General features: G+C 36.6%; 18 protein-coding genes. All 18 read right to left on the bottom strand.

What is annotated here, in order from left to right:
- Window positions 1-477: 477 nt before the first annotated feature.
- Window positions 478-873 carry a hypothetical protein gene (locus HYN48_RS13585; RefSeq protein ID WP_108372608.1) on the bottom strand — a complete coding sequence of 132 codons (396 nt, stop codon included), beginning with the start codon at window positions 871-873 and terminating at the stop codon, window positions 478-480.
- Window positions 874-1,295: 422 nt separating this feature from the next.
- Window positions 1,296-2,000 (bottom strand): leucine-rich repeat domain-containing protein, encoded by a 705-nt coding sequence (locus HYN48_RS13580; protein WP_108372606.1) that lies wholly within the window; start codon window positions 1,998-2,000, stop codon window positions 1,296-1,298.
- A gap of 170 nt (window positions 2,001-2,170) precedes the next feature.
- Complete coding sequence (locus HYN48_RS13575; RefSeq protein WP_108372604.1) at window positions 2,171-2,680, bottom strand: peptidase associated/transthyretin-like domain-containing protein; 510 nt, start codon at window positions 2,678-2,680, stop codon at window positions 2,171-2,173.
- A gap of 61 nt (window positions 2,681-2,741) precedes the next feature.
- A complete protein-coding gene (locus tag HYN48_RS13570) occupies window positions 2,742-3,560 on the bottom strand; it encodes an IS3 family transposase (protein ID WP_245946011.1) in 819 nt (272 codons plus the stop codon).
- 23 nt (window positions 3,561-3,583) lie between these two features.
- On the bottom strand, window positions 3,584-3,967 hold the full coding sequence (locus tag HYN48_RS15380) for a helix-turn-helix domain-containing protein (RefSeq protein WP_108372600.1): 384 nt from the start codon (window positions 3,965-3,967) through the stop codon (window positions 3,584-3,586).
- Window positions 3,968-4,411: 444 nt separating this feature from the next.
- Complete coding sequence (locus HYN48_RS13560; RefSeq protein ID WP_108372598.1) at window positions 4,412-4,855, bottom strand: hypothetical protein; 444 nt, start codon at window positions 4,853-4,855, stop codon at window positions 4,412-4,414.
- A 167-nt stretch (window positions 4,856-5,022) separates the two neighbouring features.
- Window positions 5,023-5,892, bottom strand: coding sequence for a hypothetical protein (locus HYN48_RS13555; RefSeq protein WP_146171797.1), 870 nt, complete (start codon window positions 5,890-5,892; stop codon window positions 5,023-5,025).
- A gap of 159 nt (window positions 5,893-6,051) precedes the next feature.
- Window positions 6,052-6,576 carry a hypothetical protein gene (locus HYN48_RS13550; protein WP_108372594.1) on the bottom strand — a complete coding sequence of 175 codons (525 nt, stop codon included), beginning with the start codon at window positions 6,574-6,576 and terminating at the stop codon, window positions 6,052-6,054.
- A 165-nt stretch (window positions 6,577-6,741) separates the two neighbouring features.
- Complete coding sequence (locus tag HYN48_RS13545) at window positions 6,742-7,077, bottom strand: hypothetical protein (RefSeq protein WP_146171796.1); 336 nt, start codon at window positions 7,075-7,077, stop codon at window positions 6,742-6,744.
- 83 nt (window positions 7,078-7,160) lie between these two features.
- A complete protein-coding gene (locus HYN48_RS13540) occupies window positions 7,161-8,162 on the bottom strand; it encodes an IS30 family transposase (protein ID WP_108372589.1) in 1,002 nt (333 codons plus the stop codon).
- 449 nt (window positions 8,163-8,611) lie between these two features.
- On the bottom strand, window positions 8,612-8,968 hold the full coding sequence (locus tag HYN48_RS13535) for a helix-turn-helix domain-containing protein (RefSeq protein WP_108373663.1): 357 nt from the start codon (window positions 8,966-8,968) through the stop codon (window positions 8,612-8,614).
- A 4-nt stretch (window positions 8,969-8,972) separates the two neighbouring features.
- Entirely contained in the window at window positions 8,973-9,266 is a 294-nt protein-coding gene (locus tag HYN48_RS13530) for a type II toxin-antitoxin system HigB family toxin (RefSeq protein WP_108373665.1), read from the bottom strand.
- A 227-nt stretch (window positions 9,267-9,493) separates the two neighbouring features.
- Window positions 9,494-10,021: a hypothetical protein gene (locus HYN48_RS13525; RefSeq protein WP_108372587.1), complete on the bottom strand. Its 528-nt coding sequence runs from the start codon at window positions 10,019-10,021 to the stop codon at window positions 9,494-9,496.
- A gap of 164 nt (window positions 10,022-10,185) precedes the next feature.
- The gene (locus tag HYN48_RS13520; protein WP_146171795.1) at window positions 10,186-10,746 is read right to left on the bottom strand and encodes a tetratricopeptide repeat protein; all 561 of its coding nucleotides are present in this window, start codon (window positions 10,744-10,746) and stop codon (window positions 10,186-10,188) included.
- A 725-nt stretch (window positions 10,747-11,471) separates the two neighbouring features.
- A complete protein-coding gene (locus tag HYN48_RS13515) occupies window positions 11,472-12,038 on the bottom strand; it encodes a hypothetical protein (protein ID WP_108372583.1) in 567 nt (188 codons plus the stop codon).
- A gap of 142 nt (window positions 12,039-12,180) precedes the next feature.
- Window positions 12,181-12,567, bottom strand: a complete 387-nt coding sequence (locus HYN48_RS13510; protein ID WP_108372581.1) for a hypothetical protein — start codon at window positions 12,565-12,567, stop codon at window positions 12,181-12,183.
- Between the two features lie 179 nt (window positions 12,568-12,746).
- Window positions 12,747-13,094 (bottom strand): hypothetical protein, encoded by a 348-nt coding sequence (locus tag HYN48_RS13505; RefSeq protein WP_108372579.1) that lies wholly within the window; start codon window positions 13,092-13,094, stop codon window positions 12,747-12,749.
- A 1,148-nt stretch (window positions 13,095-14,242) separates the two neighbouring features.
- Window positions 14,243-15,157: a hypothetical protein gene (locus HYN48_RS13500; protein ID WP_108372577.1), complete on the bottom strand. Its 915-nt coding sequence runs from the start codon at window positions 15,155-15,157 to the stop codon at window positions 14,243-14,245.
- Between the last annotated feature and the right edge of the window lie 142 nt (window positions 15,158-15,299).

Below are 15,299 nucleotides of genomic sequence, written 5' to 3'. Positions count from 1 at the left end.
CCCAATTCCGTTTCCAAATAAGATAAATTAACCAAGGTAATACACTGACGATTGTTGCAAAAAGTAAAGCTTCACGCATTTGTTGGGTTACTGATATATACGGTTCGTGGTTTGGGAATAAAATTAGAAAAAATGAGAAATTGAAAAAGACTGTACAGAATAAAACCACTGAGGTTATGGAGAGAGTTAAGATAGATTTTGCTTTCATTAGTCATTTTTTTTAGCTTATGTACAACAAATTTTAAATGCTTGATATTTGTTTTTTTATGAATGCTATCCGCGCTGATTCTAATTTCTATTCGATACTGTTTCGTCAGTTTCGGTCAAAGCTTGCGCACAACGTCCGGCGGCTTCACGTCAGTTGCGGCATTTGGAACTGAGTACTCTCGGCAGGACAAAACGAAGTTATGGAAAAAAGAAGTTCATTTTACAAGGGAAGCAGCAATTGCGTGAAACCGCTGTTAGCTGAAGGGCGAATTAATCAAATATTTCAACGCTTTTAAGGGATTTCCAGGATTCCAAAATTTCTATACCTTGATCGTCTAGTTTATATTGATAGTAAAAAGTAAGATATTGTTTTTCAATTTTATGCTCAACATCGACAGCAATCGCATCTTTTCCACCTGCTTTGACATCGTAAAAAATTGCAATTGCATTTAATTGCAGTTTTCTCCATCGTAATTCTTTTTTCAGTTCGCCAATAACTGTAACAGATGTAGGCATATCAAAATCTTCGTCTTCCTCAAGTAAAATTTGCTCTACTTCACCGTCCAAATTTATTGCAGCCGCCAAAGGATAGAACTCTCCATTTCGATTTAAAAGTTGCTTTACAAATGGTAAATTCACATCTAATATTTTTTGAAAATCATCCATTGTAAGTTGTTTTTTTCGGCGCGTCTAGCGCCTTTCAGCTAACGTCCGGCGGCTTCACGTCAGTTGCGGCTTTTGGAACTGAGTATTCTCGGCGTGGACAAAACGAAGTTATGGAAAAAGGTCGTTCATTTTACAAGGGAAGTAGCAATTGCGTGAAACCGCTGTTATGCGTTAATATAGATCCCAAGACAACGTAAACGTATGTAGTCACAAGCCAATCACCCAAAACCAACTAGGAGCGGAGCTCCAACTTTCAACACAACAAAAATCACGCATAACGTCCGGCGGCTTCACGTCAGTTGCGGCTTTTGGAACTGAGTATTCTCGGCGTGGACAAAACGAAGTTATGGAAAAAAGAAGTTCATTTTACACGAAAAGCAGCAATTGCGTGAAACCGCTGTTACCTGCCGTTTTATTTTTCTTCATGTTTGAAAAAGGGGTAGGTTAGTGGTTTTAAGATTAGGCAAAGATTTTAGTTTCTCAAATTCTGTTCGGGGATAATTATACGATGAATAAAATGTCTCTAGTTGATGTAAATTTAAAAGTGCATCAAAATTTTTATCAGTCATTTTTGAGTTGATAAGCATAAGATATTTTAAGCTAGTTAGTGACTTAATGAAATCTATATTTTCAATTCTCTGTGAGCTGAACATACTGCCACTAATTGAAAGCCCTTGCAATTTTTTGAGTTTTCCAATTATTTGAAAATCTGAAACATTTTTAAAATTTTCAAGTTCTAATACTTCCAGGCTTATTAATAAACTTAAAGATTTAATATTTTCAATTGTTGTGAAATTTGCTAAGCGAAGAAAAGTAAGAGTACTAACATTCCCAATCGCATCAATATTTTTAATTGAATTTTTTTCGATATTGAGTCCAATAAGATTTTTCATATTACAAATAGACTCAAATAATTCTTGGTTTACATTGCTACTAATCCAGAGAAACTTTACATTCTCTAAAGTTGGCAAGAATTTGCTCCATGCCTTAACATGACTACTATTTTCCAAATAAAGATTTAGAGTTTCATTTCCATCATAATCTTCCAATAAACTAATTCCTTTTGGAGGAAAATCATTTGTTGGTTGGTAACACCAAAATCCTTTTTCAATTTGATGTTGCGTCATTGATTCACGTTTTTTGCAAAATGGCAGGTAACGTCCGGCGGCTTCACGTCAGTTGCGGCATTTGGAACTGAGTATTCTCGGCTGGACAGAGCGAAGTTATGGAAAAAAGGTGTTACATTTTACATGAGAAGTAGCAATTGCGTGAAACCGCTGTTGTGTGCAGGCAGGGATTAAAATTCCAGTTTATGAGTTTTACAATAATAGTTTGGATCGCAGCCGCAAATTTTACAACCACCGAGAAATAGTTTTTCCTGCTCAGCTTTTTTCATCATCTTCTTGTTAGGAAATCCATAAACAATTGGAATGATATTATCATAGTGATTGTAAACACACATAGGTTTTTTAACTTTAATGTATTTGCATTCTCCAGGATATGATATTTTTAAATTTTTATCTTCTCCGTTTATTACGGATATATCTTTTATTTCAAGATCACAAACTCCAATTTCACGAATTTTCAAATCATAATTTCCTGCAATAACCTTTTTTACGAATTCAAAGTGTCCATTTTCATCCGGAACTGCGCCTGTAACTATTGAATCGTTAGAGACCAATAATACTGTTAAATATTTATAATCAGAATTAGAATCCGTCAAAGTTATATAACCAGAAATTTTTGAATTTTGACTGTATGCGTTTATAGCAATAGAGAGAATGAAATATGTTAGTAATTTTTTCATACGTTATTAAGACTGATTTCGTCGTCTGTCTTGTCCTAAAATAGGTTGACTGTTTTTGTTATTAATTCAGGCTATAATATTTGTATTGATGCATTTGATTCTTATGTGCAAATTCGGGAGTTTTCATCTCCAGGCTGTAATGCCTCCTTTGATTGTTATAAGTGTTTACAGCCTCTTTGAGCATTTTCTTTGCCATGCGTAAGTTAGGTAATGTTTTGATAAAACCAAACTCATACTTCAGGATACCATTTACCCTTTCTGCCACAGCGTTTTCATAGGGGTCATACTTTTGTGTCGTGCTGAGCAGCATGCCGTTATTTTGGGCAAAATCTGAGAACTCCGGACAGCAATACTGTATTCCCCTGTCGCTGTGATGGATAATGTGGGGATGGTTGTAAGTCCTGTTTTTGAGCGCCATCTGCAATGCCTCTTTCACCAGTGTCGCCTTCATGTTGGTATCGATCCTATAGCCCATGATCTTCTTGGAATAGGCATCGGTGACCAAGGCCACGTAGGCGTGTTCTTTTTGGATCTTCACATAGGTAATGTCACTGACCCAGACTTGTTCGGCATGAGTAGGGGTGAGGCCTTTGAGGCGGTTCGGGGATTTATAAAATCCATGTTTTGAATCTGTCGTCACGTGATATCTCTTGGTCTTTTTCACCAACATATGATTGTTTCTCAAGAGCGTAAAGAACGCGTCCCTTCCCATCTTTATATTGTTTTTTTTAAGGTCTTCCTGCAGGTCAAGGAACAGTTTTCGCCCGCCATACCTGGTTTGTTTTTGGCGGATCGGCCTGATGAGTTCCAGTACAATCTTCTGCTGTTCCTGCCTTAGTTCCTGGGTCTTAATGCGCTTGTAATACGCCTGTTTTGTTATCCCGAAGCACTCATAGAGTGACTTTACTTTAAAAGGTCTCTTTTCTTTTTCTCGATCTCTTTTACCAATGCTTCGGGCAATGACTTTTTTGCCATTTCGATTCCCGTGGTTACTTCAAAATCAGCAATAATATCCTGTTGGAAATCCTTTATGAATTCCAGTTCCTCAATGCGTTCCCTGAGTTTTTTAAGTTCCTGGTTCTTACTCATTGTCTTAGAGTTTTGTTCAAAAGTACGTAATTTTCTCATCCAGTATGAAATGGAGCTTCTTGAGATCCCATGCAATTTGGCGGCATGGTTGATTGATATCTGGCCATTTGCAATTTGGTCAATGATGGAAAGCTTGAGGTCAAAACCAATTTTTTGATACTCATTTTTTCGACATTGTTGTTTCTTTGGTGTCGTCATAGTTTACTAAAAGTGTTTAATTTTTAGTCAACCTATTTTAGGACGGGGCAGTCGTGCTGCTTGCACACAACGTCCGGCGGCTTCACGTCAGTTGCGGCATTTGGAACTGAGTACTCTCGGCTGGACAAAACGAAGTTATGGAAAAAAGAAGTTCATTTTACACGGTAAGCAGCAATTGCGTGAAACCGCTGTTATGCGTTGGTTTTAATATTGATCCCAAGACAACGTAAACGTATGTAGTCACAAGCCAATCACCCAAAACCAAATAGGAGCGAAGCTCCAACTTTCAACGCAACAAAAATCACGCATAACGTCCGGCGGCTTCACGTCAGTTGCGGCTTTTGGAACTGAGTACTCTCGGCTGGACAGAACGAAGTTATGGAAAAAGCGGTTACATTTTACAAGGAAAGTAGCAATTGCGTGAAACCGCTGTTAGCCGTAGTTCTAATTTGGAAACTGTGTATTCTTTTTAGCGAAAAAAATATCTGTAGGTTCTGATATCAAATTGACATTGAGTTCGTACTGATTTTTACCAAAAACTTTCAGCATTAAATTATTCGAGTCAAAATATATGCTGTCGCCAATCATTATTTCATTCTCACAAATGTGTGTATAGATTTCAGCTTTATCATTCTTAATTAAATAGGGGAAAAACTCTTTCTGAGTATTCGAGTTAAAAATAGTAAAATTGCTTTTTACATTCTTAATTCCCAAAACTGCAAAACAATGATTTCCTGAAATTTTTATTGAGCTTATAATCCCATGTATTTTCACATTATTATGGAGTAATTTATCTTGATGGATTTTATCTCGCTCTGCGGAATGATTAGCTGCAAAACAGATCAGCAAAAAGAAAATTAAAGGGATAATTATTTTTAGATATTTCATTTACACTCCGATTTTCTCGAGAATTACGGCTAACGTCCGGCGGCTTCACGTCAGTTGCGGCTTCTGGAACTGAGTACTCTCGGCTGGACAGAACGAAGTTATGGAAAAAGGCGGTTCATTTTACAAGAGAAGCAGCAATTGCGTGAAACCGCTGTTATGCGCTGAACCTATTGGTTTTTAGATTTATATTCTGGACTTAACCAAAATGCTTTACTATAAACTGTGCCTCGTAAACTACTAATCTCATGATTAATCTTATCAAAATTCGAATTGCAATTTGTTTCATCAATCATTAAATCAATACAAAATCCGACTCCTTCTGCTATGTGGAAAGTTGCTCCAAGAAAATTAGTAATAACAGTGTTAATATCCATATATTCTAAAAGCATTGATGCGGTTCCAAAATGATCGTATTTAGAATAAACATCATATAAGTAAAAAACATCTTCATAACGTATATTTTGTAATTGGTCAGAAACATCATCGAGACGCTTTCGAATAGTCGTTGACTTAATATCATCGTGAGATTTATATCGAAGAGATTTGCCAGGTTTATTGTAATCAATAGGAATATTAGGATCAAAAAGATGACTGAAACTTTCTTTAAACAAATCTACCGTTTGACAAAGTACTTTATGATTGTAAAATAAAGTTTTCTTGTCATTCTCAGAGATTGAAATGATTCTTCTAATTTGTTCCGAAGTCAATTTGTCAATTTCGGCGTCATATTTAACTTTTAATTCAGAATTGAATTTCATTTCGGCTTGAAAAGTTCCCAAATATAAGGTTGTCAAGTAATCTAATAAACTTGCTCGCAAAATAATTGAAATAGATTGTTCTCTATATCTTTTTTCACTATCAAAATCTTTTAAAAGTATATTTAGAGATTCAAAACCGTAAATGTATCTTTTGAAAAGACTGTGATAAATATTAAACTCAGATTTGTTTTCATCAATTATTTTGAAACCTTCTTCCAATATAATTTTGAAATGAATTTGTAGCTGGAATAATTTATTTTCGTTAATTTCTGATATCACGTTCCGGTTTTTGGTTTTGCGCATAACGTCCGGCGGCTTCACGTCAGTTGCGGGATTTGGAACTGAGTACTCTCGGCTGGACAGAACGAAGTTATGGAAAAAGATGGTTCATTTTACACGAAAAGCAGCAATTGCGTGAAACCGCTGTTACCGGCTGGCTTAATGTTTTATCAAATTAATTATCTTTTTCTGCAATCTTAATCGTGCTCCAAAATCCAAAAATCCGCCTTCTGGATTCGAGTCAATGACTTTAATGTAGATTCCTATTGAATTATCTTGAACAAGAAAATAAAATCTATGTTTATAACTCCAAAAGTTTTTTTTAAAGGTGAATTGAATTACGTTTTCCTGACATTCAAAATCCTTGGCTTTTAAAAAATTATATATTTCTTTTATTAACTCAGAATTTTGATTTTCGGTTGAGTTATTTTCCACGTATTGGATTTTGAAAGGTTTTACTATAATATATAATGCATATAGCATAAAAATCAAAAGTGAAGAAATCATTATATACATGACTACTATACCAAAGTAATGTTTTTGCAAAATCTCTAAAGTAACAGCTTCAAAAAATTTAATCTGCAAAAAAATTGAAAAACACAACGCAAACACGCTCATAGAGATATTAAACACGTTGTCAAATAATTTTATTTTCGCAACATTTAGAAATTCGTCATTTGTCATTATTCGTGATTTTGGGAAAGCTTGCCGGTAACGTCCGGCGGCTTCACGTCAGTTGCGGCATTTGAAACTGAGTATTCTCGGCTGGACAGAACGAAGTTATGGAAAAAAGAAGTTCATTTTACACGGAAAGTAGCAATTGCGTGAAACCGCTGTTAGCGGCTGGACCTATTCGTGCAAATGTATTGTATTTACAACAATCGCTCCATGTTTTCCTTTTTTGCCATAGATTATTGAGCTAACATTCCGATGCAAATATTGGATTGCATAAATTTCAGTTTTTTTCAAAGGTATCACAACTGTATCAAGATTTTTATCATATTTGAGCACAATACCATCGATTGCTATTAATGGCGATTTTGAAAATGCACCATTCTTGTATGCTTTTTTGATTGAGTCAGTATAAGAGAATTTTATGTCTGCTTTATCATTCAGCACAAATACGTAACGTTTGCTACAACCTATAAAAGCACAAACTATTAAAAAAAAGCAAGTTCTTTTCATATGTTCAATTTTCACGAAAGTTCCGGTTTTGGTGGGCGGTTTCAAATTGCTAACGCAACTTTTAGTAAAAATAATGAAATTATTCAAAGCGGAATTTTGTCGAGTATTAATTCTTTAAAAACCTCGATTGGTGACCTCACGTCGAGTACCTTCCTTGGTCGTTCATTGAGTTCCTTCTGCACTTTTTTCAGGTGCGCTTTTGAGTGCACCGACAGGTCGGTTCCCTTGGGGAAATAATCGCGGAGCAACCCATTCGTATTTTCGTTTGTGGGCCTTTCCCACGGGCTGTATGGGTGGGTAAAGTAGACTTTCATTTTGGTTGTTTTGGTGAGTAATTTGTGTTGTGCCATCTCGGTCCCATTATCGTATGTGAGGCTCTTTCGCATGATTTTCGGCAGTTTTGCCAATTCCTGCTCGAATGCCTTTCGGACCGTGGCTGCCTCCTTGTTCTGCAGGTGTACCAGGATGACATAGCGTGATGATCTCTCGACTAGTGTGCCGATGTATGAGCCGTGTTCCTTCCCGACAATGAGGTCGCCCTCCCAATGCCCGGGGATCTGGCGTCCCTTTACTTCTTCAGGCCGCTCATCGATGCTGGTCCTGTCGGGTATCTTAACGTCGCGTACGGCTTTGGTATGCCTTGATCCGCGGGTTTTTCGTTGCTGCCGGAGCTGTTTGATGAGTTCCTCCTTGAGTGATTTCTTGCTGTGTAGGTATACAAAATAGTAGATGGTTTCGTGGCTTGTCTGCATGTGTTTCTGGTTTGGGAATTTCTTTTTTAAAGATAACGAAATCTGCTCCGGTGACCATGTTTTGCGCAGGTGTTTCACCACATAATCATACAATTTCTTGTTGCCTGAGATCTTCGACCTTCCATAGTTTTTGGCGCTGCATATCTTAACGGACCTGATATGTGCATTGATTGCCAGATAGGTTTTGTAATGCGTTTTCTTAAGTTCTCGGGTGATGGTGGACTTGTGCCTTCCAAGTAAAACAGCGATAGCTGAGGCGGATAATCCCTTATCAAAAAGCTTCTCAATCTGTATCCTTTCAGCAAGATTTAAACGGGTAAATTTTGTTTTCATACAACACTAATTTAGGTTAAAAAGTGTTGCGTTAGTTTCCTGAACCGGCGGGTGGTCTTGCCGCTAACGTCCGGCGGCTTCACGTCAGTTGCGGCTTTTGGAACTGAGTAGTCTCGGCTAGACAGAACGAAGTTATGGAAAAAGCAGTTACATTTTACAAGGAAAGCAGCAATTGCGTGAAACCGCTGTTATGCGTTGGTTTTAATATTGATCCCAAGACAACGTAAACGTATGTAGTCACAAGCCAATCACCCAAAACCAAATAGGAGCGGAGCTCCAACTTTCAACACAAGAAAAATCACGCATAACGTCCGGCGGCTTCACGTCAGTTGCGTCTTTCGAAGCTGAGTACTCTCGGCTGGACAGAACGAAGTTATGGAAAAAGGTGGTTCATTTTACGAAGTGAGTAGCAATTGCGTGAAACCGCTGTTAGCCGTCGTGCATAGATTTTAGTACGTCTGAATCAGAACATCAGTCGGAATATGCAATCTTTCATGAAGCTGCCGAATCATCTCCAAAGATAATTTCCGCTTTCTATTCAGGATTTCACTTGCACGACTTTTCAGTCCAACAATATTTGCAAGATCAGTTTGGTTGTAACCCATTTGTTCCATCCGGAATTTTATCGCCTCAATTGGATCCGGCAAACCGATTGGGAATTTTTCATTTTCAAATTGGTCAATCAGGATTCCAAGAACTTCAAGTTCATCTCCTTCAGGCGAATCTGGTTTTGCATCAAAAATAACTTCAAGCCTTTCAAGCGCTTGTTCGTAATCTTTCTCTGTTTTTATAGGCTTAATTTCCATAGCGTTAAATTTCGTTTGCATTAATCTTGTCATACTCTGCGTGCGTTCCAATAAATCGGATCCAAACCATTTGGTAATCATAATTTATTTTCACAATCAGTCTGTAATTGTTTCCCTTAATATTAAAAACAACTCTGTTATTATTGAGGATGCTTGCACTTGGATATTCCTTTTTTATATCATTTGGGTTTTTCCACAAAGCTTTGCTTGTTTCCTGAAACCAAGCTTTGAGTTGCTGTTCACAATCATTATGAACTTCCCAAAAGTCACGCAATATTTTCTTTGCAATTACTCTCAACGATTTTTTCTTTTTGACAAAGATAGTAAAAGTTCCCAATACGGGAAAATTATGTGCCGAATTTTTAAGGTTGTAATTTTGAGTTCGGCGAGCGCATGACGGCTAACGTCCGGCGGCTTCACGTCAGTTGCGGCTTTTGGAACTGAGTATTCTCGGCTGGACTGAACGAAGTTATGGAAAAAGGTGGTTCATTTTACAAAGGAAGCAGCAATTGCGTGAAACCGCTGTTATGTGCTGCCCACTTTTGATTTTTTGAGCGCATCGCTGTATTTTTTCTTTACGCCATTTTGAGTTTCTTTTTCTAACAACGATTCTAATTTAGGAAGTAAACTTTCGTTGAGGTTTGTATTTAGTTTCAATATTTCTCCAAGAGCGTAAGCTGTCGCCCAGCGAACAACTGTTCCGGTATGTCCTGAGTTCACTAATAACTTTTCAACCGCAATACTTAGTTTTTCTGGAAAGGCATAAGCAATATTGGCTATAATTTTGGCGCTTTCCCATTTTATTCTTGGGGCTTTTTGGTGTAGCATTTCTATAGCAAACAAAAATAAAGTCTCATCAGCTATTTTTGGATTTTGCTTTGTTGCATATTCAACAGCCTCAATACAAGTCGCTTTTTCAGAGTCTGTGGTTTTCTCAGCAAAAACAATTAGTTCATCTGTTGGCAATGAGCCTTCCAAAAGCCATTTGCTTATGGTTTCTGTTTTCTCTTTAGTCTTTTTGGTTTTGTCTTTTAAAAGGTCATCGATTGCCATCTTTCGCGATTTTAGGCCGGGTTGCACATAACGTCCGGCGGCTTCACGTCAGTTGCGGCATTTGGAACTGAGTACTCTCGGCTAGACGAAACGAAGTTATGGAAAAAGGTTGTTCATTTTACAAGGGAAGCAGCAATTGCGTGAAACCGCTGTTACCTGCTGCATCAATTTTTCTTTTCTCGTAATCCATCAAAGCATTCAGTATACATATTCCTTAATTGACTTGTATCGACTTCCCATTGAACACCACAGTCAATATAGATTGGATATTTTGAGCTTTCATCCAAATATTGTATTGCCTGATTGTAATTTTTCCTGTCAATTTCAATTCCTGCCAACGCTCTAAAAGCTTTGTGTTTAAAAGCGGTTTTCTTAGTATTAAATTTAATCGCTTCTAAAAAAGTTTTGTAAGCTGAATCTGCATCCAAATATGCATAGGTAATTTGGGCTTTATTATAAAGAGCATCAAAAACTAATTCTGAGTTTGGAAACTCTTTAATCAATTGATCATAATAAACTAAAGATTTAAGTGATTCGTTTTTTATCATTTCATCAGCTTGCTTTTCAGTTTTAGAATCATAATATGTATTTATGCTGTCTAAAAGTTTGTAATAAGAATCACTTTTAGCTTTCCGTAACAAAATCTCAGGAGTATTAATTGAATCGTTTTGTCCGAAGACACAAGTAGAAAATAGCACTAAGAGTAACGATATAAATTGTTTCATGTAGAGTTCTTTTACGTCCGGTGCGCCGATGTTGCAGGTAACGTCCGGCGGCTTCACGTCAGTTGCGGCTTTTGGAACTGAGTACTCTCGGCTGGACAAGACGAAGTTATGGAAAAAAGAAGTTGATTTTACACGAAAAGTAGCAATTGCGTGAAACCGCTGTTAGCGGATGGCGGAATTTTTGAAACCTTTGATAATTTTGAACAGTATAAAAAAGACAAAGATTCCAAGTCCAATATATTTTAATATAATTTGTTCATCTGAAATACAAGGCGGACAATATGTATTCGGCAAGCAAGGTTCGCATTCTAAGTATATACTATTGTAGCGATAAATAATCAGAGTTTCTAAAACAAAAAGTATAACCCAAGATTTAAAAACATCCCACTTATTTTTTACTATTCCGAAAGTTGCAAATAATACAATTTCGACGAAGGCAAATATTAAATGAGTTTCATTAGAAACATTATGTGAAGACGCACTATAAAGAAACCAAACTAAAGCGAAACCAACGAATAAAATTATAAGAAATATCGAGGTCAGTTTTTTCATAAGTTAATTTTACGTTCGTCGCGTCAACCGCTTTCCGCTAACGTCCGGCGGCTTCACGTCAGTTGCGGCATTTGGAACTGATTACTCTCGGCTGGACAGAACGAAGTTATGGAAAAAGGTGGTTCCTTTTACAAGGAGAGTAGCAATTGCGTGAAACCGCTGTTACCTGCAGCTTATTCTTTCTCGTTAATACCTATTTTAAATTGATAGCGACAATTAAAAATTTCAATTCCAATTAATCGAATTGTTACATTCTTATTCCTCCAAATAACTTCTCCAATATCTAAAGAGCCAAACTTTTCCAGTTCTTTTTTTATAGGTTCTCCAAGTAAATTAGTAATATGTGTTTCTAAAAATCTAAAGTTTTTCATTCCTTCTAAATCGTGACCGATATTTTCTGAAATTTCTTTAATTGGTTTTCTCCAGGAATACCAACACCATTTCATAACTTCAAAATGCCCTTCATAACCATCTAATATTTTCCGCTTTCCTAAATACCAATTTGTTCGGTCACCACTGTCATGTCTTTTTATTTCAAATTTCCGGACATAATTGTATGGAGTTTGCCAAGGAATAAAGGTCTGGTTATCTTCAAATAGTAATCCTTTTTGTAAGTTGTTCCAAATTTGTTCTCTCTTAATTTTTGGATCAGATGAATATGGGAAAATGAAATTTTCAGTCAGTTTATCTCGCTGACCTATTCGGGATAATATTTCTGTAATCTTTCTTATTAGTTCCAATTTTTACTAAGTTGCAGGTAACGTCCGGCGGCTTCACGTCAGTTGCGGCATTTGGAACTGAGTACTCTCGGCTGGACAGAACGAAGTTATGGAAAAAGGTAGTTCATTTTACAAGGGAAGCAGCAATTGCGTGAAACCGCTGTTATAGGCTGGCGCAATTGTCGGCATCAAAGTTTTCAATAATGTCTTTTAATTCTTTAAAGTTTTCCGAAAGTGGATTAAGTAATATTTCTTTATTCAATTCAACGACTAACTTAGATTCTATTTTGCAGAAAACACGGACATTTTCTTTATAAAAGTGAAAGCTGAGAACATCTAAGTTTGGGTTAGAAATATATAGCAAATTTTCTAAATAGAAATTTTCCGAATCATAATATATCGACAGTCTAAATAAGCCCGGATCATTTGGAAATGCAACTTTCACGGCTGTAGAATTTTCAAATAAAGTATATAAAGTATTCTTCCAAATTCCTTGTGAAAAGCGAATCTTTAATTTTTCATTATATTCTCCAGTTACGTTAATTTGCATAGTGTTTTTTTGTGCGGTCGGTTAGCGCTTGCCTATAACGTCCGGCGGCTTCACGTCAGTTGCGGCTTTTGGAACTGAAGGCTCTCGGCAAGACAGAACGAAGTTATGGAAAAAGGTGGTGCATTTTACAAAGTAAGCAGCAATTGCGTGAAACCGCTGTTAGCCGTGGTTCATGTTTCTTACTTATATAATGTATACTTTTTTGATTCATTTGCAACATGAATGATTATGTGCTTGTCATAAGTTTCAATACTAAACTTTTCTCCAGTTTTAATATGCACATTATAGATAATACTTTTTTCTTTTTTTTCTTTTGAATCAATAACAAATATGGTTCTAGAATCATCTTGGCTTTGTATAATTTGTTTTTCTTCAATGCTGAAGGAATTGTTTTCAAAAGTAGTGATGCATTCTAAAATATTGTTTTTGCCTTGTTCACAAATGTCTTTTAAAGTAAAGTTTATTTTCGGCTGTGCAAATGACTTTGCAGATAAAGTTACAAGCAAAAGTAATAGAATTTTTTTCATAATTATCAAGTATTTGGTTTTACGTTCAGTTGTGAATCACGGCTAACGTCCGGCGGCTTCACGTCAGTTGCGGCATTTGGAACTGAGTATTCTCGGCTGGACAAAACGAAGTTATGGAAAAAGGTGTTTCATTTACAAGGAAAGCAGCAATTGCGTGAAGCCGCTGTTACAGGCTGTTGCGACACAGGCGCAAAATCACGCAAAGTAACCACAAAGAATTTCTGCGATAGTTTTTTTGAGATCCAGGTTAAAGTTTAGAATTTTGAAAACGAAATTTTCAGCATTTTTCAATACAAAGAAATTGACAAAGACTTAAGCAGCAATACAGCCCAATTGAGCTTCGCAGAGATTTCTCGGCAAGAAGAAAAGTAAATGGAGATCAGAAAATCCCGGCCAAGGTTTCAAAGCTTAGCCACAAAGTCGCTCTTTGAAAAATGGAGAGAAGTTAATTTGTGATTACACAAGCCGAGCCATTCAATTACGAAAATCGTCATTTCGGACACGGAGCAATTGCCTGTAACGTCCGGCGGCTTCACGTCAGTTGCGGCATTTGTAACTGAGTATTCTCGGCTGGACAAGACGAAGTTATGGAAAAAAGAAGTTCATTTTACAAGGAAAGCAGCAATTGCGTGAAACCGCTGTTGTGCGCAGGCTTAATTTTTAACGCTCTTTTCCCAATTCCGTTTCCCAATAAGATAAATTAACCAAGGTGATACACTGACGATTGTTGCAAAAAGTAAAGCTTCACGCATTTGTTGGGTTACTGATATATACGGTTCGTGGTTTGGGAATAAAATTAGAAAAAATGAGAAATTGAAAAAGACTGTACAGAATAAAATCATTGAGATTATGGAGAGAATTAAGATAGATTTTGCTTTCATTAGTCATTTTTTTTAGCTTATGTGCAACAAATTTTAAATGCTCGATATTTTTTTTTATGAATGCTATCGGCGCTGATTCTAATTTCTATTCGATATTGTTTCGTCAGTTTCGGTCAAAGCTTGCGCACAACGTCCGGCGGCTTCACGTCAGTTGCGGCTTTTGGAATTGAGTACTCTCGGCTGGACAGAACGAAGTTATGGAAAAAGGTGGTTCATTTTACAAAGTAAGCAGCAATTGCGTGAAACCGCTGTTACCAGAAGTGGCAATTAGAATAGTGGTGTAATGGCGCCAAGAAATTCTTCATCAGTTTTTTGATAAGAATTCTGCCACTCAACTCTTGTACCATTGAAATGTGCTACACCTTTTATATCAAATGAAATACCTTCAGAATCTATCGAATTTATTTTGAATTTAAAGACACGTTGAATTTTGAGAAATTGATTAACCGAGTTTGGGTGAAATGCAAAATTTATTTGCTTATGAGACCTTTTTACACAAGGATAAGCTATAAAATCTAAGTCATTACGTTGATAAAGCAATTTATTTGAAATATATGAAGTGATAGGGTAGGGATTCAACTCATGCATGAATTGATTGTATAAAAATCTCCTTACTTCGCGCATGTGTTCATAATAATCGCCTTCCTCTTCCAGATGAATTTTTTGAAATTCTTCGCCATTTAAATAATCTACAACTGGTCGCCAGGGATTTTCTTTGGGAAGTTCGTCAGATAAAAGAATTCCAAATTTTAGAATTGTTTTCGGTTCAATTCCCCAAACACTTAAAAATCCTTCGCTTCCCACTTCTATATTACTTTCCCGCATAGCTGCATCTCCGGTTGATGCACAATAGAAAACAGTTGTTTTTTTTAAATTGGCGCGTCCATTGCTATGACAAATAAAAGGAGGTGGATAGGAAAATGACTGTATAAGACTGAGATCCTCCTTATTTAAATCTTTAGGATCAACAAGTCTAACCCTATAAAAAAGAGAAGTTCCTAGATTTGCAATTTCCGTTGTTGAAGTAATTGTAGGAAGAATAATTGCTTTCTCAAAAATTGAATTACTTATTTCGGCTACCGATTTGCCTGTGAAGTTTTGACTTTTCAAAGAATGTAAATCGTTTCGATATTTTTCAATATCAGGGAGTTTTTCAAAAAGTGGGTCGTGCGATTTATCCATCAGGTTTTATTAGGGACGAGTTTAGCCATTTCTGGTAACGTCCGGCGGCTTCACGTCAGTTGCGACATTTGGAACTGAGTATTCTCGGCTGGACAGAACGAAGTTATGAAAAAAGGAAGTTCATTTTACAAGGCAAGCAGCA

The sequence above is a fragment of the Flavobacterium magnum genome (assembly GCF_003055625.1).
GTDB classification, from domain to species: Bacteria; Bacteroidota; Bacteroidia; order Flavobacteriales; family Flavobacteriaceae; genus Flavobacterium; species Flavobacterium magnum.
This window is presented reverse-complemented; position numbering and strand designations above follow the sequence as displayed.

Coding starts and splice junctions, on each gene's coding strand:
- HYN48_RS13585 (WP_108372608.1), bottom strand. CDS start 873: ATGGATGATTTTCAAAAAATATTAGATGTGAATTTACCATTTGTAAAG.
- HYN48_RS13580 (WP_108372606.1), bottom strand. CDS start 2,000: ATGACGCAACATCAAATTGAAAAAGGATTTTGGTGTTACCAACCAACA.
- HYN48_RS13575 (WP_108372604.1), bottom strand. CDS start 2,680: ATGAAAAAATTACTAACATATTTCATTCTCTCTATTGCTATAAACGCA.
- HYN48_RS15380 (WP_108372600.1), bottom strand. CDS start 3,967: ATGACGACACCAAAGAAACAACAATGTCGAAAAAATGAGTATCAAAAA.
- HYN48_RS13560 (WP_108372598.1), bottom strand. CDS start 4,855: ATGAAATATCTAAAAATAATTATCCCTTTAATTTTCTTTTTGCTGATC.
- HYN48_RS13550 (WP_108372594.1), bottom strand. CDS start 6,576: ATGACAAATGACGAATTTCTAAATGTTGCGAAAATAAAATTATTTGAC.
- HYN48_RS13545 (WP_146171796.1), bottom strand. CDS start 7,077: ATGAAAAGAACTTGCTTTTTTTTAATAGTTTGTGCTTTTATAGGTTGT.
- HYN48_RS13540 (WP_108372589.1), bottom strand. CDS start 8,162: ATGAAAACAAAATTTACCCGTTTAAATCTTGCTGAAAGGATACAGATT.
- HYN48_RS13535 (WP_108373663.1), bottom strand. CDS start 8,968: ATGGAAATTAAGCCTATAAAAACAGAGAAAGATTACGAACAAGCGCTT.
- HYN48_RS13525 (WP_108372587.1), bottom strand. CDS start 10,021: ATGGCAATCGATGACCTTTTAAAAGACAAAACCAAAAAGACTAAAGAG.
- HYN48_RS13520 (WP_146171795.1), bottom strand. CDS start 10,746: ATGAAACAATTTATATCGTTACTCTTAGTGCTATTTTCTACTTGTGTC.
- HYN48_RS13510 (WP_108372581.1), bottom strand. CDS start 12,567: ATGCAAATTAACGTAACTGGAGAATATAATGAAAAATTAAAGATTCGC.
- HYN48_RS13505 (WP_108372579.1), bottom strand. CDS start 13,094: ATGAAAAAAATTCTATTACTTTTGCTTGTAACTTTATCTGCAAAGTCA.
- HYN48_RS13500 (WP_108372577.1), bottom strand. CDS start 15,157: ATGGATAAATCGCACGACCCACTTTTTGAAAAACTCCCTGATATTGAA.